At 61.7% G+C, this 18879-nt stretch carries 16 protein-coding genes and 1 pseudogene; 10 read left to right on the top strand and 7 right to left on the bottom strand.

Annotated elements, in window-relative coordinates; all coding sequences use genetic code 11:
• Both HV782_RS04340 and vimR read right to left on the bottom strand, forming a co-directional pair.
• Nucleotides 1–732, bottom strand: coding sequence for an ArsR/SmtB family transcription factor (locus tag HV782_RS04340; RefSeq protein ID WP_123471118.1), 732 nt, complete (start codon nt 730–732; stop codon nt 1–3).
• A 317-nt stretch (nt 733–1049) separates the two neighbouring features.
• On the bottom strand, nt 1050–1979 hold the full coding sequence (vimR, locus tag HV782_RS04335) for a transcription regulator VimR (protein ID WP_123471116.1): 930 nt from the start codon (nt 1977–1979) through the stop codon (nt 1050–1052).
• A gap of 117 nt (nt 1980–2096) precedes the next feature.
• On the opposite strand from vimR, the gene HV782_RS04330 reads away from it, so the two are divergent.
• Both HV782_RS04330 and HV782_RS04325 read left to right on the top strand, forming a co-directional pair.
• The gene (locus tag HV782_RS04330; protein ID WP_123471114.1) at nt 2097–3110 is read left to right on the top strand and encodes a zinc-binding alcohol dehydrogenase family protein; all 1014 of its coding nucleotides are present in this window, start codon (nt 2097–2099) and stop codon (nt 3108–3110) included.
• A 150-nt stretch (nt 3111–3260) separates the two neighbouring features.
• Nucleotides 3261–3434, top strand: coding sequence for a hypothetical protein (locus HV782_RS04325; protein WP_007914687.1), 174 nt, complete (start codon nt 3261–3263; stop codon nt 3432–3434).
• Nucleotides 3435–3441: 7 nt separating this feature from the next.
• Here HV782_RS04325 and HV782_RS04320 read toward each other — a convergent pair whose 3' ends face one another.
• Nucleotides 3442–4644: a multidrug effflux MFS transporter gene (locus tag HV782_RS04320; RefSeq protein ID WP_123471112.1), complete on the bottom strand. Its 1203-nt coding sequence runs from the start codon at nt 4642–4644 to the stop codon at nt 3442–3444.
• Between the two features lie 149 nt (nt 4645–4793).
• Nucleotides 4794–4991 (bottom strand): heavy-metal-associated domain-containing protein, encoded by a 198-nt coding sequence (locus HV782_RS04315; RefSeq protein ID WP_123471110.1) that lies wholly within the window; start codon nt 4989–4991, stop codon nt 4794–4796.
• A 148-nt stretch (nt 4992–5139) separates the two neighbouring features.
• On the opposite strand from HV782_RS04315, the gene HV782_RS04310 reads away from it, so the two are divergent.
• The 3 genes from HV782_RS04310 (at nt 5140) to cueR (ending at nt 8454) form a co-directional block, all read left to right on the top strand.
• Nucleotides 5140–5523 carry a hypothetical protein gene (locus HV782_RS04310; RefSeq protein ID WP_186748585.1) on the top strand — a complete coding sequence of 128 codons (384 nt, stop codon included), beginning with the start codon at nt 5140–5142 and terminating at the stop codon, nt 5521–5523.
• A gap of 127 nt (nt 5524–5650) precedes the next feature.
• Complete coding sequence (locus HV782_RS04305; protein ID WP_186748586.1) at nt 5651–8044, top strand: heavy metal translocating P-type ATPase; 2394 nt, start codon at nt 5651–5653, stop codon at nt 8042–8044.
• Nucleotides 8041–8454 (top strand): Cu(I)-responsive transcriptional regulator, encoded by a 414-nt coding sequence (gene cueR, locus HV782_RS04300; RefSeq protein WP_025111722.1) that lies wholly within the window; start codon nt 8041–8043, stop codon nt 8452–8454. The genes HV782_RS04305 and cueR overlap by 4 nt, the downstream gene beginning before the upstream one ends.
• Here cueR and HV782_RS04295 read toward each other — a convergent pair.
• Entirely contained in the window at nt 8408–9622 is a 1215-nt protein-coding gene (locus HV782_RS04295; protein WP_186748587.1) for an MFS transporter, read from the bottom strand. The genes cueR and HV782_RS04295 overlap by 47 nt on opposite strands.
• Nucleotides 9623–9799: 177 nt before the next feature.
• On the opposite strand from HV782_RS04295, the gene HV782_RS04290 reads away from it, so the two are divergent.
• Complete coding sequence (locus tag HV782_RS04290) at nt 9800–10942, top strand: IS481 family transposase (protein WP_186748803.1); 1143 nt, start codon at nt 9800–9802, stop codon at nt 10940–10942.
• Between the two features lie 281 nt (nt 10943–11223).
• On the opposite strand, the gene HV782_RS04285 is transcribed toward HV782_RS04290, so the two are convergent.
• Nucleotides 11224–12120, bottom strand: a complete 897-nt coding sequence (locus HV782_RS04285; RefSeq protein WP_123471103.1) for a PA4780 family RIO1-like protein kinase — start codon at nt 12118–12120, stop codon at nt 11224–11226.
• Nucleotides 12121–12564: 444 nt separating this feature from the next.
• Here HV782_RS04285 and HV782_RS28910 point away from each other — a divergent pair.
• Nucleotides 12565–13653, top strand: a pseudogene (locus HV782_RS28910) (cache domain-containing protein); the annotation flags it as partial.
• 90 nt (nt 13654–13743) lie between these two features.
• A complete protein-coding gene (locus HV782_RS28905; protein ID WP_418951573.1) occupies nt 13744–14511 on the top strand; it encodes a methyl-accepting chemotaxis protein in 768 nt (255 codons plus the stop codon).
• 218 nt (nt 14512–14729) lie between these two features.
• Here HV782_RS28905 and HV782_RS04275 read toward each other — a convergent pair whose 3' ends face one another.
• A complete protein-coding gene (locus HV782_RS04275) occupies nt 14730–16007 on the bottom strand; it encodes an acetyl-CoA C-acetyltransferase (protein ID WP_123471099.1) in 1278 nt (425 codons plus the stop codon).
• A gap of 239 nt (nt 16008–16246) precedes the next feature.
• On the opposite strand from HV782_RS04275, the gene HV782_RS04270 reads away from it, so the two are divergent.
• Both HV782_RS04270 and HV782_RS04265 read left to right on the top strand, forming a co-directional pair.
• A complete protein-coding gene (locus HV782_RS04270; RefSeq protein WP_186747419.1) occupies nt 16247–17599 on the top strand; it encodes a 3-oxoacyl-ACP reductase in 1353 nt (450 codons plus the stop codon).
• Between the two features lie 2 nt (nt 17600–17601).
• Complete coding sequence (locus tag HV782_RS04265) at nt 17602–18456, top strand: MaoC family dehydratase (RefSeq protein ID WP_186747421.1); 855 nt, start codon at nt 17602–17604, stop codon at nt 18454–18456.
• The last annotated feature ends 423 nt before the right edge of the window (nt 18457–18879 follow it).

The raw sequence follows: 18879 nt of genomic DNA, 5'->3' as shown, positions 1-18879 counted from the left end.
TCACGCCATTTCCAGCTCGGTTTCCCGGGCAAACCGCTGCAATTCACGCTGGCCTGTGGCCGTCAATTGCAGGGCTCTGGAGTCATTGGGCAAGGTCAGCCATCCCGACTGCATGAACAACTGCAGCAGCGCCGCGCCGAGAGAGCCGCCCAGGTGTGGGCGTCGCTCGCTCCAGTCCGGACAGGCGCAGGCCACCTGCACATTGCGGTGTGCCAGTGCCTGGATGAAAACCCCGCGACCGGCCAGCTGTTTCGCGCCCTTGTGGGTGACCACTACGCGTTGCTCAAACTGTTCGATCCAGCCGACGTCGAGCAGTCGCTGATACAGGTCAGCGGCCAGCGTGCCGCCCAGGTGGTCATCGCAAAAGCGTGCGCGCAACAGCGAAGAAGGTGCCGCCTGGGATTTGGCCATCGGTGTGGTGCGTTTGAAAATCTCGGGAATGTCCCGTGGTGCGCTGGCGATGGTGGCGCTGGCCAGCGCTTCGATGGCGGCGCCGACCTCGGGTGCCGAGAGACGGAAAAAGCGTTTGCGACCACGGACTTCGACCTTCAACAGACCGCCAGTGGACAGACGCGCCAGATGCGCGCTCGCCGAGGATGGTGACAACCCTGCCAGCAACGCCAGCTCCTCGGATTGGCGGGCCGAGCCATCCATCAACGCCCACATCATCGCGCTGCGCTTGGGATCGGCCAGCAGCGTGGCGATCTGGCTGATGCAAGGTGCATGTTCCATGTATTCACTCCCTGTGGAATCGTATCGTCTACTGCTCGGAGACATCTTGACCAGTAATGGGGCATCGGCCAAGGCGCGCGCATCACCCTGAACCGGGGCAAGGCAGGCCATTGGCTCAGCAGCCTGCGGCACTGATCTCGCCGCGGTGGCGCTGGCAGACATTAAACAGCGCCCGGTCGGCCGGACGGTGTCCGGGCCGGGGTTTGCGTACTGGCTTGAGGCGGACGCTAGTATAAGCGGGATGGGCGCCGCGTCCTGTAACGGGGCCTGCACGGGTGGTGATTGTTCCTGAGAGAAATTTCTCTATTTACCTGCGACTAATGATCAACTCTCGGGAAAGCGGGAAATTGACTACTCAAATCGGCGCATCGACTGGCGAGCATTTCCCTCAGCAGGTTCACCGGCTTACTCAATTGGGCGCGATGGGCGCACAACAAATTCAGCGGAGCGCGCTCGCACAGCAACTCCGGCAACAGCACTTTGAGGCGCCCCGCCAGCACGTCGGCGCCCACGTCCAGCCAGGATTTGTAGGCAATGCCCGCCCCCGCCACGGCCCATAAGCGCACCACGTCCGCGTCATCGCTGAAGCGGTCGCCGCTGACCGTCAGGCCGACTTCACGTTTGCCGTCGTGGAAACTCCAATGGTCGTGGACGCGGCTGCCAAGCATGTACAACAGGCAATTGTGCTGGGCCAGTTGTTCGAGCTGGCGCGGTTCACCATACCGCGCCAGATAGGCCGGGGAGGCACAGAGCACGCGGCGGTTATGCGCAGCGATGGGCAAGGCGATCAGGCTGGAGTCTTCCGGTTCGCCATAACGCAAGGCGATGTCCACCGGCTGACGGAACAGGTCGGCGATGCGGTCCCCCAATAACAGGCGTACCGTCAGTTTCGGATGTGCGCGCTGGAAATCATCGAGCCAGGGCAGCAATAGATTGCGCCCGAAATCCGACGGCGCCGACAGCTGCAGAATCCCGCTGACCTGATCCTGCCCGCTGGCCAGCAGACGCCGGCCCTCGTCGAGATTGCTCAGCGCCGCCCGGGCGTATTCGAGAAAGCCCTCGCCCTCGGCCGTCAGGCGCAGGCTGCGCGTCGAACGAGCCAGCAGGCGTGCGCCCAGCTGCTGTTCGATTCGCTTCAACGCCGCACTGGCGACCGCCGCCGACATGTCCATCACCCGCGCCGCCGCCGACAGACTGCCCAGATCCGCCGCGCGAACAAACAACTGCAAGTCATCGAAACGCAGCATCCTCAGCCCCGATTATCAAAAAAATATTGAAAGAGACTGCTGTTTTAGCCGGTTTTATCTTGCAGAGAAATAGCCAATCATCTGTCCCATCGTTGTCCCCACTTCTGGAGTCCACCCATGAAAGCCATTGCCTACTACGCCTCCCTGCCGATCAGCGACGAAAAAGCCCTGCAAGACATCGAACTGCCAGAACCGGTCGCCGGCCCGCGCGACGTGCTGGTGGAAGTCAAAGCCATTTCGGTCAACCCGGTCGATACCAAAGTGCGGCAGAACGTGGCCCCTGAAAACGGCGCGGCAAAAGTGCTCGGCTGGGACGTGGCCGGTGTGGTCAAGGCCGTCGGCAGCGAAGTGACGCTGTTCAAGGCCGGCGACAAGGTCTTTTATGCCGGCTCCATCGCCCGCGCCGGCGGCAACAGTGAACTGCACGTGGTCGATGAGCGGATCGTCGGCCATATGCCCAAGTCGCTGGGTTTTGCCGAAGCCGCAGCCCTGCCGCTGACGGCGATTACCGCGTGGGAATTGCTGTTCGAGCGCCTGCAGATTCGCGAAGGCAACACCGATGAAGGCCAGAGCCTGCTGATCGTCGGAGCAGCCGGTGGCGTCGGCTCGATCCTGACGCAACTGGCCAGTCAACTGACCGGGCTCAACGTGATCGGCACCGCTTCCCGTGCGCAGACCCGCGACTGGGTCAGCCAGTTGGGCGCCGATCTGGTGATCGATCACAGTCAGCCGCTGAGTGAAGAACTGAAGCGCGCCGGCATTGACAGCGTGACCCACGTCGCCAGCCTGACCCAGACCGATCAACACCTGGATCAACTGGTCGAAGCCCTGGCACCGCAAGGCAAGCTGGCACTGATCGACGATCCGAAATCCCTGGACGTGACCAAGCTCAAGCGCAAGAGCCTGTCGCTGCACTGGGAGTTCATGTACACCCGTTCGCTGTTCGAAACCGCCGACATGATCGAGCAGCACAACCTGCTCAATCGTGTGGCCGAACTGATTGACGCCGGGACATTGAAGACAACCGTGGGCGAGCACTTCGGCACGATCAACGCGGCCAACCTGCGTCGGGCCCATGCGTTGCTGGAAAGTGGCAAGGCCAAGGGGAAAATTGTTTTAGAAAGTTTCTAAAGGCAAAGGATCGCAGCCCTCGGCAGCTCCTGCGGGCTTCGAGGGCTTTTTGCCGTCAGTCTGACAGTTGACCCTTGTCACAATTGCGATCGTATTCAGGTCTACAATCGAAAACTCTGCGATACATCTTTTACGCAAGGGAGGTCAGCAATGAAGATCCTGATAAAAGAAGTGGCAAAGTCTCAATGGCAGGTTCGTCTGGACCAACACGCCGTCACTTTCCGCAGTGAAGCCGAAGCACTGGCCTTTACCCGCACCCTCGAAGCGCGACTCTGCGCCCCCCATCAGATTCCCGACCGCAGCCAACAGCGCGCTGCTGGCTGACGACTGTTCAGGCCTGCGCCTGGGCTTGTGCCAACGCTCGGGCATTCTGCAGACGCCGGGTGAGCATCGCGACGCTCACCACCAGCACACCGCACAGGCTGATGACCATGGACATCGGCACGGCGGTGCCGTCGTGCAGCACGCCCACCAGCGCCGATGCCCCGGCGGCGACACTGAACTGCATGCAACCGAGCAACGCCGACGCGCTGCCGGCGCGGCCGCCCTGCCCGTTCATCGCGCAAGCGGCAGCGTTGGGACTGATGCAGCCCAGGCTGGATACACAGATGAACAATGGAATCAGCAATGGCCACAAGGCCGCGGTATGCAAGGTGCTGACGGCCAGCAGCGTCAGCCCGGCCGCCAGATAAACCCAGACCGCGCGCGCCAGCAGGAACGCCGGGCCACGCTTGGCCAATAATCGCGCATTGACCTGTGCGACGAGAATGAAGCCCGCCGCGTTGGTACCGAACAGCCAGCCGAAATGCTCGGCCGGCACGCCATACAGCTTGATGAAGATGAACGGTGAACCGGCGATATAGGCAAACATCCCGGCAATGGCGATGCCGCCGGTCAGCGCATGGCCGAGGTAAACCGGATCCTTCAGCAGGCGCCCGTATTGGCGCAGGGCACCGGACAACGGTTGGCGCGGCATGTGCGCCGGCATACTTTCCGGCAGGCCCAGAGCGACCGCCAGTCCGGCCAGCGCACTGAACACGGTCAGTGCCAGGAAGATCGACTGCCAGCCCGTGGTGTTGACCAGCAGACCGCCAAGCATCGGCGCCAGAATCGGCGCCAGGCCCATCACCAGCATCAACTGCGAGAAGACTTTTGCCGAACCGACCGCGTCGCATTTGTCGCTGACCACCGCCCGGGCAATCACCATGCCTGCGCAACCGCCCAACGCCTGCACGAAACGCGCACCGATCAGCCAATCCAGATTCGGTGCATAAGCGCAGGCCAGCGAGGCGAGGGTGAACAGCGTCAGGCCCACGAGCAACGGAATCCGTCGGCCGAAGCGATCCGCCACCGGACCGTACGCCAGTTGACCGATCGACAACCCGGCGAAATACGCCGCCAGCGTCATCTGCACGTGTTTCTCGTCGGTGCCGAAGGCCAGCGCCATCGCGGGAAAGGCGGGCAAATAGAAGTCGATGGCCAAAGGACCGAAAGCGGTCAAGGCTCCGAGAATCAGAATGGTACGGAAGTTCATCAGGCACCCAGGTTGGCAAGTCGGCAGCCCGACAGTCTAGCCGCGCGTGGACGCCTTGAACATTCCGATAGCTCGCTAACAATTAAATAACCTGGAAGCCGGGCGCAAATCGGTGGCGAGGGAGCAAGCTCCCTCGCCACTGGGGTCAATCAGGCCAGTTTCACGGCGTAGCCTTCCTCGCTGATGACCTCGATCACCTGTTCGGCACTCAGCGAACTTTCCACGCCGACCTCTTTCGCCGCCAGATCGACCCGCACGCTGGCCGCCGGATCCTTGGCCTGCACCGCCCGGGTGATGGCGTTGACACAGTGACCGCAGGACATGCCTTGAACGTTGAACACTTGCATGCGATGACTCCTTTGAGTGAGGTTGCCGGCAGTCTCGAGCTTGCCATGATGGCAAGGTCAAGTTCTGAAAGAAACTGCCGGGCTGGCAATCGGCGCCGCGCTCGGCCAAGCTGCGTACATCAATGACTTCTATTCAGGAGATTCAGCCATGCGCTGGTCAGCTTACAGCCTGTTTGGCTTCCTCAGCCTTTTTGCCGCATTGCCCCAGGCCAACGCGACCGGCGAGGACTACGCCGTTCTGATCATCTCTCGCGAGCGCCTGGAAGTGCCGACCTCCTGCGAGATTGGCGTGTACATCCAGGATCAGTTTGCCGGGCGTTTGCTGCAGGAACAGTCCACCTCGTTCAACCTGCAACATGGCACGTTTTCCATCCGCCTGAAGCTGGAGCCGAGCCAGGTCCCGGGCTGCAAGCCGGGCATGCTGGCACCGCCGGCGCAGGAGATCTCGCTCAAGGCCGGTGACGTGGTCAAGTACCGGATTGCAGCATCCGCCAAAGGCTTGTACCTGCGACCTGCCGCTCTCGAATACTGAGCAAAGGCAGACTGTGGGAGCAGGCTCGCTCCCACAGGTGTTTTGTGACGCGCCAGAGATTGGCGCTTGACCTTGCCCGCATGGCAAGGTTGATCCTTGTAGGCATCTACTACAGGGGGTACGACCGATGTCCGATTCCATCACTTTCGACCTGCCGATTGCCGGCATGACCTGCGCCAGTTGCGCCGGACGGGTCGAGCGGGCGTTGAGCAACGTCAGCGGCGCCAGTGCGGTCAGCGTCAACCTCGCCACCGAACAGGCCCGCGTGCAGGCACCCGGCGGCAGTCTGCCGGCGCTGATGGAGGCGGTGACGCGTGCCGGTTACAGCGTGCCGCAACAGACCCTCGAATTGAGCATCGACGGCATGACCTGCGCTTCCTGCGTCGGTCGCGTCGAGCGTGCCCTGAACAAGGTCCCGGGGGTGAAAATCGTCAGCGTCAATCTGGCCAACGAACGCGCCCACCTCGAACTGCTCGGCAAAGTCGACGCGCAAACCCTGCTCGACGCGGTGAGCAAGGCCGGTTATTCGGCGAGCGTCTGGCAAGCCGAACACCCACAAACCGATGACCAACAGCGGCGTCTGCAACATGAGCGCTGGGCGCTGATCTGCGCAATCGCCCTCGCCTTGCCGCTGGTGCTGCCGATGGTGCTGCAACCGTTCGGCATTCACTGGATGCTCCCGGCCTGGGCGCAATTCGCCCTCGCCACCCCGGTGCAATTCATTTTCGGTGCACGGTTTTATGTCGCCGCGTGGAAAGCCGTGCGCGCCGGCGCTGGCAACATGGACTTGCTGGTCGCCCTTGGCACCAGCGCCGGCTATGGCTTGAGCCTGTACGAGTGGGCCACCGCCGCCGGGCGCATGCCACACCTGTATTTCGAAGCGTCAGCGGTGGTGATCGCCCTGGTGCTGCTCGGCAAATACCTCGAAAGCCGCGCCAAGCGCCAGACTGCCAGCGCCATCCGCGCCCTCGAAGCCTTGCGCCCGGAGCGGGCGACGCAAGTGATCGACGGCCGCGAGCAAGACGTCGCCATCAGCGCACTGCGCCTGAACGATCAGGTATTGGTCAAACCTGGCGAACGCTTCCCGGTGGACGGCGAGGTGCTGGAAGGTCAAAGCCACGCGGACGAAGCCTTGATCAGCGGCGAAAGCCTGCCCGTGCCGAAACAACCGGGGGACAAGGTCACCGGTGGCGCGATCAACGGTGAAGGCCGGCTGCTGGTGCGCACCACCGCCCTCGGCGCGGAAAGCGTGCTGGCGCGGATCATCCGTCTGGTCGAAGACGCCCAGGCAGCCAAAGCGCCGATCCAGAAACTGGTGGATAAAGTCAGCCAGGTGTTCGTGCCGACGGTGTTGGTGCTGGCCCTGGCAACGTTGATCGGCTGGTGGCTGTACGGCGCGCCCATGGAAACCGCGTTGATCAACGCCGTCGCCGTGCTGGTGATTGCCTGTCCGTGTGCCCTCGGCCTCGCCACCCCGACAGCGATCATGGCCGGCACCGGTGTAGCGGCGCGGCACGGCATTCTGATCAAGGACGCCGAAGCGCTGGAACGTGCCCATGAAGTCAGCAGCGTGGTGTTCGACAAGACCGGCACCCTGACTTCCGGCACGCCACGCATCGCCCATTTCAGTGCCGTCGACGATGACGAAGACGCCCTGCTGCAAATGGCCGGCGCCCTGCAACGCGGCAGTGAACACCCACTGGCCAAAGCCGTGCTGGACGCGGCTGCCGAGCGTGATCTGAGCGTGCCCGATGTCAGCGACAGCCAATCCCTGACCGGGCGTGGCATCGCCGGCAACCTTGGCGGGCGGCGCCTGGAGCTGGGCAACCGGCGCTTGCTGGAAGAAAGCGGGTTGAGCGCCGGCAGCCTCGCCGAATCCGCCACGGCCTGGGAAGGCGAAGGCAGGACCTTGTCGTGGCTGATCGAACAAAGCCCCGAGCCGCATGTGCTTGGCTTGTTCGCCTTCGGTGACACGCTCAAGCCCGGCGCACTGGAAGCGGTGCAACAACTGGCCGCTCGCGGTATCCACAGCCACTTGCTGACCGGCGACAACCGCGGCAGTGCTCGCGTGGTCGCCGAGGCGTTGGGCATTGCCAACGTTCATGCCGAAGTACTCCCGGCCGACAAAGCCGCCACGGTTGCCGAACTGAAGAAAACCGGCGTGGTGGCGATGGTCGGCGATGGCATCAACGACGCGCCGGCACTCGCCGCAGCCGACATCGGCATCGCCATGGGCGGCGGAACCGACGTGGCCATGCACGCCGCCGGCATTACCCTGATGCGCGGTGATCCACGACTGGTGCCGGCGGCGCTGGAGATCAGCCGCAAGACCTACGCGAAGATCCGCCAGAACCTGTTCTGGGCCTTCGTCTACAACCTGATCGGCATTCCGCTGGCGGCGTTCGGCTTCCTCAACCCGGTGCTGGCCGGCGCGGCGATGGCGCTGTCGAGCGTCAGCGTAGTGAGCAATGCGCTACTGTTGAAAACCTGGAAACCCAAGGATCTGGAGGAGCACCGATGAACATCGGCCAAGCGGCCCGGCACAGTGGTCTGAGCGCAAAAATGATCCGCTATTACGAGTCGATCGGCCTGCTCAAGGCGGCTCATCGCACCGACAGCGGTTATCGGGTCTACGGCGATGATGACCTGCACACCCTGGCATTCATCAAGCGTTCGCGCGACCTGGGGTTTTCCCTGGAGGAAGTCGGCAAGCTGCTGACCCTGTGGCAGGATCGCCAGCGCGCCAGTGCCGACGTGAAGGCTCTGGCGCGCCAGCACATCGACGAGTTGAATCAGAAGATCCGCGAACTCGGCGAATTGCGCGACACCCTGCAGGATCTGGTCGAGCACTGTAATGGCGACCATCGTCCCGATTGCCCGATCCTCAAGGAACTGGCGTCGGGCTGCTGCGCGCAACCCGCTCGCGCTTGAGTGCGAGGACTTTCACCGTCACTAACGTACCGAGCGGGATGCCGTGGAACAGCAGCACCACGGCACCCGGCGTCCACCAGCCATAGAACGGCGCGGCAATCAGCATGCCGACGCCGAATCCGGTCATTTGCAGCAAGGTCAGGAAGCTGAAGATCGGCAGGCGCAAACGCTCCGGTTCGCGTTGCAGGCGCGACATCAGGCCCACTTCGGAAAAACCGTCGCCCAACCCTGCCGGCAGGGAAAACAGCAACAGACCGAGAAGGCTGTGCTGCTGGAACATCAGGATGAAGCCGCAGGACATCAGCGCCACGCCGAAGAAAAACCGGCGCTCGAGGTGGCTGTTGTCCGAGCCCTTGAGGCGGCTGGCGATGCGCGCGCCCAGCAGTTTGCCGCTGGCCCATACCGCGAGCATCAGGCCCAGCGTGGTACTCGCCGACTCTGGCGTGAGCAGTTTGGAGATGATCGGAAAACCAACGTTATGCGCGGCGCTGCCCAAGGTGTCGGCCATGGTCACGGCGAACATCGCCGCAATCACCGGCGCGCTGCGCAGGCCCTGCTTGAGGACTGACCATTCGCCGCGTTCGCAGGTTGATTGTTCGCTGACGTCTGAAGCGGCGAAGCGCAACGGCGCAATCAACAGCGCCGCCAGCACATAGGTCAGTGCGTTGAGCGCGAATACCGTTTCAAAACCGAACGCTGCCACCAGCAAACCGGAGACCAGACTGCCGCCGACCATCGCTGCGGATGACGCCGAGGTGATCCAGGCATTGGTTTTCAGCAGCTGCGCCGGCTCGATCAGCCTCGGCAACTGGCTGTTGAGGCCGATGGCGAACATCGAGTTGCCAAAGCCCAGGCCAAAAGCGATCACCGGCAACAGCAACGCCTGCTGGCTCACCGGCAGGATCAACAACAGGCCAAGCAGCGCCGCGCGTAGCAGATCGAAGGCAATCAGCGGCACCCGACCATTCCAGCGGCGGTAGAAACGAGTACCGATCAGACTGGCAAAAATCCCCCCGCCTACACGGCTGGCGAGAAAGATCCCGACGCTCATGGCGCTGTTGCTCAGCAGGTAGACGTAAGTCGCCAGCGCAACCATGTTGAGGAAAGCGCCGAAGTCGGAGATCAGCCGGGCGGCGATGATCAGATGGGTGTTGCGGGGGGTGGTCACATTCAGTCCTTGAGTGTGGTTGGGGCGGTGGACAGTAGACTTGAATTTGCGTTGATCCGAAAGAGCCCCTCACCCTAACCCTCTCCCTGTATGTACCGGACACATGGTGGACAGGTGTTCGGAGACATGGTGGACACTTTTTAATAGGCACATTGCTCATCACTAAGGAGATGACCTGTGTCTTGGGAAGAGGTGTCCACTGTGCAGCTTCGTTCAGAATTCGTGCTTTTGGCTCGGCAAGAAGGGGCCAATGTCCGGCAGCTTTGCCGTCGATTTAATATCAGCCCAAGCACCGCCTATAAATGGCTTAACAGGTTTGAAAACCTGGGTGCAGAAGGACTGAACGATCAGTCTCGACGACCGAAGACATCACCCAAGCGATGTGCTGATGAGGTTGAACAGCAGATTTTGACCGTGAGTCAGGAGTACGCGGCCTGGGGCGCTCGCAAGCTCAAACGTGTGTTGGAAGACAACGGCTTAGTGATGCCTTCGGTCAGTACCGTGCATGCGGTTTTACAGCGTCATTCACGCGTTGATCCAAAGGCCGCCGAGATCAAACCGTTTATCCGTTTTGAGCATGAAGCGCCCAACGATCTTTGGCAGATGGACTTCAAGGGGCATATCAGTCTGGGTCAGGGGCGTTGCCATCCGTTGACGATACTGGACGATCATTCGCGGTTTTCACTGTGCATCGCGGCGTGTATCAATGAGCAGCGCGACACCGTCCAGGAGCATCTGGTCCGGGCCTTTCGGCGCTATGGCCTGCCTTTGCGCATGACGATGGACAACGGCTCTCCATGGGGTGATCAGACAGGCGTTTATACCGCGCTGGAGGTCTGGCTGATGAGTCAAGGCATCAAGGTCGGCCACTCTCGACCTTATCATCCGCAAACCCAAGGAAAGCTGGAACGCTTCCACCGCAGTCTGAAAAATGAAGTCCTCCAGGGTCAGCACTTTAACGATCTCAACAGCGCGCAACGGGCGTTTGATATCTGGCGTGATATTTACAACCAGAAGCGCCCGCATCAAGCGCTGGACATGCAGGTTCCTGCTACTCGGTACAGCAGCAGCTCAAGGGAATATCAGGAGCAACCCGCAGCGCCGGAGTACGACGATGGTGATGTGGTCAGGAAGGTTCAGGTAAAGGGCGAGATCTACTGGAGGAACCGTGAATACACAGTCGGGAAAGCTTTTTACGGGAAGTCAGTAGCTATCCGGGAAACGACGGAGGACGGCATCCACGATGTCTACTGGAGTAGACATCGCATCGCCCGAATCGACTTGAACTTGCAGATCGTTATGGCAGGTAAGAAGATCTAAAACCGTCCACCATGTCTCCGAACATGTGTCCACCATGTCTCCGGTACATACACTCCCAGAGGGAGAGGGGACTGATTGGGGGATATTTGGGAGGTACACCGACCTGAACGTTTTTCGTTGAATCCATAATCGACTCGTTTTTTCAGGTCGATGTATGACGCAAGACACCTCGGTCGGCTCCCTCTCCCTCTGGGAGAGGGCTGGGGTGAGGGGCTTCTGGGCTTGTAAGGCTTCTGAATCAAACAAAAAACCCGGCCGAAGCCGGGTTTCTCATCAAGCGATCACTGCATCCACGGGGGTGGCGGTGGCTCGTCGGACTTGCCTTTCGGCTCGTCGTCCGCTGCACGGATTGCCTGCTTGCGCTCCTCGTCGAGGCGCGCCGCTTCGATCTCGCGCAACACCCCGCCAACGTCGGCCAGGTCTTCCGGATCATCGAACTCACCGGTCAGCACACTGTTCGGGTGCAAGGTGCCAGCTTCGTACAACGCCCACATTTCCTTGGCGTACTTGGTCTTCTTCAACTCCGGGGCAAAGCGGCCGAAGTACGAAGCCATGTTGCCGACATCGCGCTCCAGCATGCTGAAGGCGTGGTTGTTACCGGCAGCGTCGACGGCTTGCGGCAGGTCGATGATCACCGGGCCGGTCGGCGTCAACAGCACGTTGAACTCCGAGAGGTCACCGTGCACCAGACCGGTACACAACATCAGCACGATCTGCGAAATCAGGAACGCGTGATATTCGCGCGCCTGATCCGGCTCCAGCACCACGTCGTTCAGACGCGGCGCGGCATCGCCGAATTCGTCGGCCACCAGTTCCATCAACAGCACGCCGTCGAGGAAGTCGTAGGGTTTGGGCACCCGCACGCCGGCGCCGGCCAGACGGAACAGCGCCGCCACTTCGGCGTTCTGCCAGGCATCTTCGGTCTCTTTGCGACCGAACTTGGAGCCCTTCGCCATCGCCCGAGCCTGTCGGCTGTTGCGAACCTTGCGGCCTTCCTGATACTCGGCCGCCTGGCGGAAACTGCGTTTGTTCGCCTCCTTGTAGACCTTTGCGCAACGTAACTGATTGCCGCAGCGCACCACATAAACAGCTGCTTCTTTACCACTCATCAGTGGGCGCAGCACTTCGTCGACCAGACCGTCCTCGATCAGGGGTTCAATGCGTTTTGGAGTCTTCATCAGCTTTTATTGTGGGTCCTTTATTACCAAACACGCGAATGTCACTCGTTATACGGCAATCCTCGCATCACGGGGAGGGGTTGCCGACCTGTGAACCTTGAGAATGCACACACTGTGCCGGATTGAACGGCGCCAACGCTACGCGTACATGACCGTTGCGAATCATAGCCGAGCCCACCGAACTTGTAGGCGCCCGTGTTCAAGGGCATTTGCGACAGAATCTGACAGTTGCCTTCACACCCGTCGCAAGATTTTTCCGCAGTGCCCTCAATTTCCCCGTTTTGCAGCCGAAGTCCTCAATGACAGAGGGATTTGTCCGACAATCGTTCCACAAAAATCAGCGATGTCGCACTCAGGGAAACGGGTGATCCACACCGTTTTCGGCTGCCAATAAACCACAAGTCATCTGCACTGCGTGGGCCTACAAGAAAATCTGGAGCGCGGATGAACATCAAACAGAAATTGACGTGGGCGTTTGCAATCATCGCCTGCTTGCCGGTGGTGCTGGTCGCGACCCTGGTGGTGATGAACCTGCGCAGCGATGCCCGGGACAGTTTTGTCGACAGTAGCGGTCGCGAGATTCGTCAGGTCAGCAATGCCATGCAGCTGTTTTTTGATGGCATCAGCCAGAACGTCGATTACCTGGCGTCGCAACCGCTGATCAAAAACACCGACGACAGCCTCAAGACCTACATGAGCGCCAACGCCGAATCCATCCCCCAGGGTGAGATGGATAAAAAGGTCTTCGCGTTCCTGCAGGATCTGGGCAACGCTCACCCGGCGTACGCTTATGCCATCGTCGGCACCGCCGCCGGCGGCTACGTGTCGTGGCCGGATGATCCCAAACTCAACAACTACGACCCGCGTCAGCGGCCGTGGTACAAGGCGGCCCAGGCCAAACCGGGCAAACCGTTCCGGACCGCCGCTTACTACTGGGCGCAGGACGATGCGACCTACGTCAGCACCGTGCGCACCATCGACAACAAACTCGGCAGCAACGGCGGCGTGGTCAGCATCGACGTGACGCTCAAGCAGCTCACCGAGATCGTCAAGCAGATCAAGCTGGGCGAAACCGGCTACCTGATGCTCCTGGAAAACAGCGGCACGGTGCTGGTCGACCCGAAACAGCCGGAACACAATTTCAAGCCGCTGGACAGCCTCGGCGAAGGTTATGCGCAGCTGGCCAAGGCCGGCAAAGGCCTGGTCGAAGTCGAGCTTAACGGTGAGCGCTACATGGCCAACGTCTGGCCGTCGGAGCAATTGGGCTGGACCTTCGTCGGCCTGATCAAGCAGAGCGATGTGATGAGCTCGGCCACGCAGCTGACCTGGCTGATCGCGATCATCGCCGCCGTGCTCGCCGTGCTGTTCGCCGTGGTCGGCGCCAGTTTTGCCAGCCTGATCGTGCGTCCGATCCGCAGCGTCGCCAGTGGCCTGGAAGGCATCGCGCAGGGCGAAGGCGACCTGACCAAAAACCTCGACATCCGTGGCAACGACGAAACCGCGCAATTGGCCAACTGGTTCAATCAGTTCCTCACCGCGATCCGCAGCCTGATTCAGCACATCGGCGGCGCCGCCGGAAAGATCCTCGCCACCTCGCAGAGCTCGACCCGGGTCTCCAGCGATATGGCCGAAGCGGCCGGACGACAGCGTGAAGCGGTGGACATGGTATCGACGGCGTTCCACGAAATGGTCGCCACCGCCAACGAAGTCGCCCGCTCGTGCAGTCAGGCGGCGGACTCCGCCGACAGCGGCCAGCGTCAGGCCCGCCAGGGGCAACAGCAGATTGATGCAGCGGTGCACAGCGTCGATCAACTGAGCCAGGAGCTGGAGCAGTCGGCACAGTCGATGCAGCAACTGGAGCGCGACAGCAACGATATTCAGTCGATTCTCGGCACCATCCGCTCCATCGCCGAGCAGACCAACCTGCTGGCACTCAACGCCGCCATCGAAGCAGCCCGCGCCGGTGAACAGGGGCGCGGCTTTGCCGTGGTGGCGGATGAGGTGCGCGCACTGGCCAAACGCACGGCGGACTCGACGGCGGAAATCGACGGCTTGCTTGGCAATCTGGCCAAGCGCACCAGCGAGGTCACGCAACAGATGCACGCCAGCCTGCAAGTCTCGCAGCAGTCGGTGACGCGCATCGGCGAAGCGCGCGAGAGCTTCGGTCAGATCCGTGAGTCGGTCGACGTGATTCGTGACATGAACACGCAAATCGCCACCGCCGCCGAAGAGCAGCATCAGGTGGCTGAAGACATCAATCGGCACATCAGCCAGATTCATGGCGATGCGCAACTGGTGGCGGAACTGGCGAACTCGGCACAGCAGGATTCGCAGAGTCTGGCGGGGCTGTCGAATGAGCTGGACGGGTTGGTACGTCGTTTTCGTACCTGAACCTCGGTCAGCCCCCTCTCCCGGAGAGAGAGCGGGCTGACCGAGGTGTCTGGCGTTATACATCGACCTGAAATACCGCGTCGAATTTGGACTGGCAAAATTCTCCAGACTGGGTCGATTCTGGATTCAGCGTTGTTCTCTCACGTCAGCGTAGGTCTGCAATTTCCCGCGATCAGTCCCCTCTCCCTCTGGGAGAGGGCTAGGGTGAGGGGCCTTTTCTAGCGTTCGATAATGGCGGTGACGCCCTGCCCGCCCGCCGCGCAGATCGAAATCAGGCCGCGGCCCTTGCCCGCTGCGTCCAGCAACTTGGCCAGGTTGGCCACGATGCGCCCGCCGGTGGCGGCAAACGGATGCCCGGCCGCCAGCGAACTGCCCTTCACATTGAGCCGGCTGCGATTGATCGAGCCCAGCGGCGCGTCGAGGCCCAGACGGGTTTTGCAATATTCGGGATCTTCCCAGGCCTTCAGCGTGCACAGCACCTGCGCCGCGAACGCCTCATGAATTTCGTAATAGTCGAAGTCCTGCAAGGTCAGGCCATTGCGCGCCAGCAAACGCGGTACCGCGTACACCGGAGCCATCAGCAGACCTTCGGCGCCATTGACGAAGTCCACCGCGGCCGCCTCACCGTCACGCAGATAAGCGAGGATCGGCAGCCCGCGCGCGTTCGCCCATTCCTCGCTGCCCAACAGCACCACCGAAGCGCCATCAGTCAGCGGCGTGGAGTTGCCCGCCGTCAACGTGCCCCTGGCGCTTTTCTCGAAGGCTGGCTTCAGTGTGGCGAGTTTTTCCAGGGTCAGGTCCGGGCGCAGATTGTTGTCGCGGGTCAGGCCGAGGAACGGCGTCATCAAATCGTTGTGCCAGCCCTCGCTGTAGGACGCGGCGAGTTTGTGGTGGCTTTCGAGGGCCAGTTGATCCTGTTCTTCGCGCGGGATGTTCCAGGTCTGCGCCATCAACTCGCAGTGTTGGCCCATCGACAGCCCGGTACGCGGCTCGCCATTGCGCGGAAACTCCGGAATCAGGTGTTGCGGCCGCAGTTGCAGGAAGGTCTTCAGTTTGTCGCCGGTGGTCTTCGCGCGGTTAGCTTGCAAGAGGATTTTGCGCAGGCCTTCGCTGACGCTGATTGGCGCGTCCGAGGTGGTGTCGACGCCGCCGGCAATGCCGCAATCAATCTGGCCGAGGGCAATTTTATTGGCCACCAGCAATGCTGCTTCCAGGCCGGTGCCGCAAGCTTGCTGGATGTCATAGGCCGGGGTGGTCGGGGACAGGCGTGAGCCCAGCACGCATTCGCGGGTCAGGTTCATATCCCGTGACAATTTCAATACTGCGCCCGCCACCACTTCGCCAATGCGCTGGCCGTGCAGGTTGTAGCGTTCGATCAGGCCTTCCAGAGCGGCGGTGAGCATTGCCTGATTGCTGGCGGTGGCGTAAGGCCCGTTCGAACGGGCAAAGGGAATACGGTTACCGCCGATGATCGCGACGCGGCGCAGCTGACTCATGAATAACTCCTTGTTGAATATCCGGGTTCATAGAGAACCCTGTGGGAGCTGGCTTGCCAGCGATGGGGCCGGCACATCCAACCTTTTCAGTGGCTGACACTCCGCTATCGCTGGCAAGCCAGCTCCCACAGGGTCGGTGGTCTACTCTGCTGTTCTAGCGTAGGCCTTATTGCGTGGATCGAACGATTGATTGCCGTGGGTAGTCCACACTTTGAACCCCAACTTTTGGAGAGCGTTCCATGTCTGACCGCTATATCGACTTCGCCAACTCGTCCATCGGCCACCGTTTGGTCGGGGCTTTGGGCCTGCCGTCGCCGGTGCGACTGGAACGCTGGCAGGCCGGGCGCCTGCGGCCGGTGGACGGTGCGCTGCTGCTCGGTGGCGGGCCGCTGGCAGAGCGGGTCAATGCCTTTGCCAACCGCCTGACCGATGCGATCTACAGCTACGGCACCGAACCTTCGATGGCCGCCGCGTGGATTCCCGGCCACGGCCCGAAACTCAAGGCCGTGGTGTTCGACGCCAGCGACCTGCAGCACACCGACCAGCTCAAGCAGTTGCGCGAGTTTTTTCAGCCGCTGATGAAAAATCTCGAGCACAGCGCGCATCTGGTGATTCTCGGCCGGGCGCCGGAAACCCTGCGCGATCCCTTTGCGGCCAGCGCGCAACGGGCGCTGGAAGGTTTCTCACGCTCGCTGGCCAAGGAGCTGCGCAGCGGCGGCACCCTGCAACTGATTTATGTCGGCGAAGGCGCCGAAGATCAGCTGGAAGGCCCGCTGCGGTTTTTCCTCTCGCCGAAAAGTGCGTTTGTTTCCGGGCAAGTGATTCGGCTGACGGCGTGCACTACGCCAGTGACCGACTGGACCCGCCCCCTGGCCGGGCGCAAGGCGCTGGTCACCGGCGCCGCGCGGGGTATTGGAGCGTCCATCGCCGAAACGCTGGCCCGTGATGGCGCCGAGGTGATTCTGCTCGACGTGCCGCCGGCCAAGACCGATCTTGATGCCCTGGCGGCGCGCCTCGGCGGTCGCAGCATCACCCTCGATATCTGTGCCGAAGACGCTGCCACGCAACTGATCGAACACCTGCCGGATGGCCTCGACATTCTGGTGCATAACGCCGGCATCACCCGTGACAAGACCCTGGCCAACATGACCCCGGAATTCTGGGACGCGGTGCTGGCGGTCAACCTCAACGCCCCGCAAGTGCTGACCAAGGCCCTGCTCGACAACGGCACCTTGCACGACAATGCACGGGTGATTCTGCTGGCCTCGATCAGCGGCATCGCCGGCAACCGCGGGCAGACCAACTATGCCGCGAGCAAGGCCGGGTTGATCGGACTGGCTCAGGCGTGGGCCCCGACATTGCTCGAGCGCGGTATCAGCATCAATGCCGTGGCTCCGGGTTTTATCGAAACCCAGATGACCGCGCATATCCCGTTCGGCCTGCGCGAAGCCGGGCGGCGCATGAGTTCACTGGGCCAGGGCGGCTTGCCCCAGGACGTCGCCGAAGCGGTGGCATGGCTGGCGCAACCGGGCACTGGCGCGTTCACCGGCCAGGTGCTGCGGGTCTGCGGCCAAAGTGTTCTGGGGGCGTAGACATGAGCATTGAATGGCACACCCTCGACCGCGAACCGCGCCTGCCCGGCCTGTATGTGCGGGCCGCGACGCGTCGCAAGATCCGCGGCACCCAGTTGCCCGACAGCGGTTTGCGCTGCTGGGTCGATGTCGACGCACAAAAACTGGCGGCCTATCGCAAGGTCTGTGGCTTTGCCGATGACGGCCTGTTGCCGCCGACTTATCCGCATATCCTCGCCTTCGCGTTGCAGATGCAATTGCTCACAGCGAAAGACTTTCCGTTTCCGCTGCTGGGGCTGATTCACCTGAGCAACTGCATCCGCGTAGTGCGGCCGATGGGCGGGATCAGTCGCGCGCAAGTGAGCGTTCGCGTGCTCAACCTGCAACCGCATCCGAAGGGCGCGACGTTTGATGTGCTGACCACTCTGGACGACCAGCTCGGACCGCTGTGGGAAGCCGAAAGCCGCATGCTCTGTCGCGGGGTGAAACTGGCAGGCGAGTCGCCCGAACAGGACTGGGAGCCCGCGCAAACGCTGGTGGAAGTGGCGCACTGGAAAGCCCCGACGGACATCGGCCGGCAGTACGCCAGGGTGTCCGGAGACTACAACCCGATTCATCTGAGCGCCGCGAGTGCCAAGGTATTCGGCTTCCCCACGGCCATCGCCCATGGCTTGTGGAACAAGGCTCGCACGCTGGCAGCGCTGGCCGATCACTTGCCGCGGGCGAATCTGGAAATCACCGTGCACTTTCGCAAACCGGTGCGCTTGCCGAGCGAGGTGACACTGCTGGCGAGCGCGCCTGGGTCCAGCGGTGAATTGCGCCTGGTGGGCGCCGGGGATCTGCAGCACATGGTGGGGCAGTGGCAGCCGCTGGCCTGAACAACCGGGAAAATGGCCTGCTGCCTGTGACAAGGGGATTTATCCCCGTTGGGGCGCGCAGCCGCCCCAGCACAAGCACCTGCGGTGAATCTGATACATCCGGTACATCTCTTTACGACGGCTGCGCCGCCGAGCGGGGATAAATCCCCTCGCCACAGATGCTCCGTTGCGTGCATTTCACTGGCGGGGCAAGCCTGTAAATTGTGTATATATCACTTAAGTTTTTCTTCCCGCTTTGCTCCCTGCGGCAAAAAACCCGGCCTTGATTTTCAAGGCTTTTTTTTGCCCGCCTATCACCCCGGTATTAGTTCTTAGGCACTGCGCAGCCCCTTATATATAAAGGCGTTAATACCAACTTGAGAATGGCGTGAACTGACCGCGCGATTGAGATTGGCACCACGGACGAGGCATTGCCGGCGACAG

The organism is Pseudomonas monsensis (assembly GCF_014268495.2).
Taxonomy (GTDB): Bacteria; Pseudomonadota; Gammaproteobacteria; order Pseudomonadales; family Pseudomonadaceae; genus Aquipseudomonas; species Aquipseudomonas monsensis.
Note: the sequence above shows the minus strand (reverse complement) of the source record. Positions and strands in the feature narration are given on the sequence as shown.

Coding starts and splice junctions, on each gene's coding strand:
- HV782_RS04340 (WP_123471118.1), bottom strand. CDS start 732: ATGGAACATGCACCTTGCATCAGCCAGATCGCCACGCTGCTGGCCGAT.
- vimR (WP_123471116.1), bottom strand. CDS start 1,979: ATGCTGCGTTTCGATGACTTGCAGTTGTTTGTTCGCGCGGCGGATCTG.
- HV782_RS04330 (WP_123471114.1), top strand. CDS start 2,097: ATGAAAGCCATTGCCTACTACGCCTCCCTGCCGATCAGCGACGAAAAA.
- HV782_RS04325 (WP_007914687.1), top strand. CDS start 3,261: ATGAAGATCCTGATAAAAGAAGTGGCAAAGTCTCAATGGCAGGTTCGT.
- HV782_RS04320 (WP_123471112.1), bottom strand. CDS start 4,644: ATGAACTTCCGTACCATTCTGATTCTCGGAGCCTTGACCGCTTTCGGT.
- HV782_RS04315 (WP_123471110.1), bottom strand. CDS start 4,991: ATGCAAGTGTTCAACGTTCAAGGCATGTCCTGCGGTCACTGTGTCAAC.
- HV782_RS04310 (WP_186748585.1), top strand. CDS start 5,140: ATGCGCTGGTCAGCTTACAGCCTGTTTGGCTTCCTCAGCCTTTTTGCC.
- HV782_RS04305 (WP_186748586.1), top strand. CDS start 5,651: ATGTCCGATTCCATCACTTTCGACCTGCCGATTGCCGGCATGACCTGC.
- cueR (WP_025111722.1), top strand. CDS start 8,041: ATGAACATCGGCCAAGCGGCCCGGCACAGTGGTCTGAGCGCAAAAATG.
- HV782_RS04285 (WP_123471103.1), bottom strand. CDS start 12,120: ATGAAGACTCCAAAACGCATTGAACCCCTGATCGAGGACGGTCTGGTC.
- HV782_RS28905 (WP_418951573.1), top strand. CDS start 13,744: ATGGCCGAAGCGGCCGGACGACAGCGTGAAGCGGTGGACATGGTATCG.
- HV782_RS04275 (WP_123471099.1), bottom strand. CDS start 16,007: ATGAGTCAGCTGCGCCGCGTCGCGATCATCGGCGGTAACCGTATTCCC.
- HV782_RS04270 (WP_186747419.1), top strand. CDS start 16,247: ATGTCTGACCGCTATATCGACTTCGCCAACTCGTCCATCGGCCACCGT.
- HV782_RS04265 (WP_186747421.1), top strand. CDS start 17,602: ATGAGCATTGAATGGCACACCCTCGACCGCGAACCGCGCCTGCCCGGC.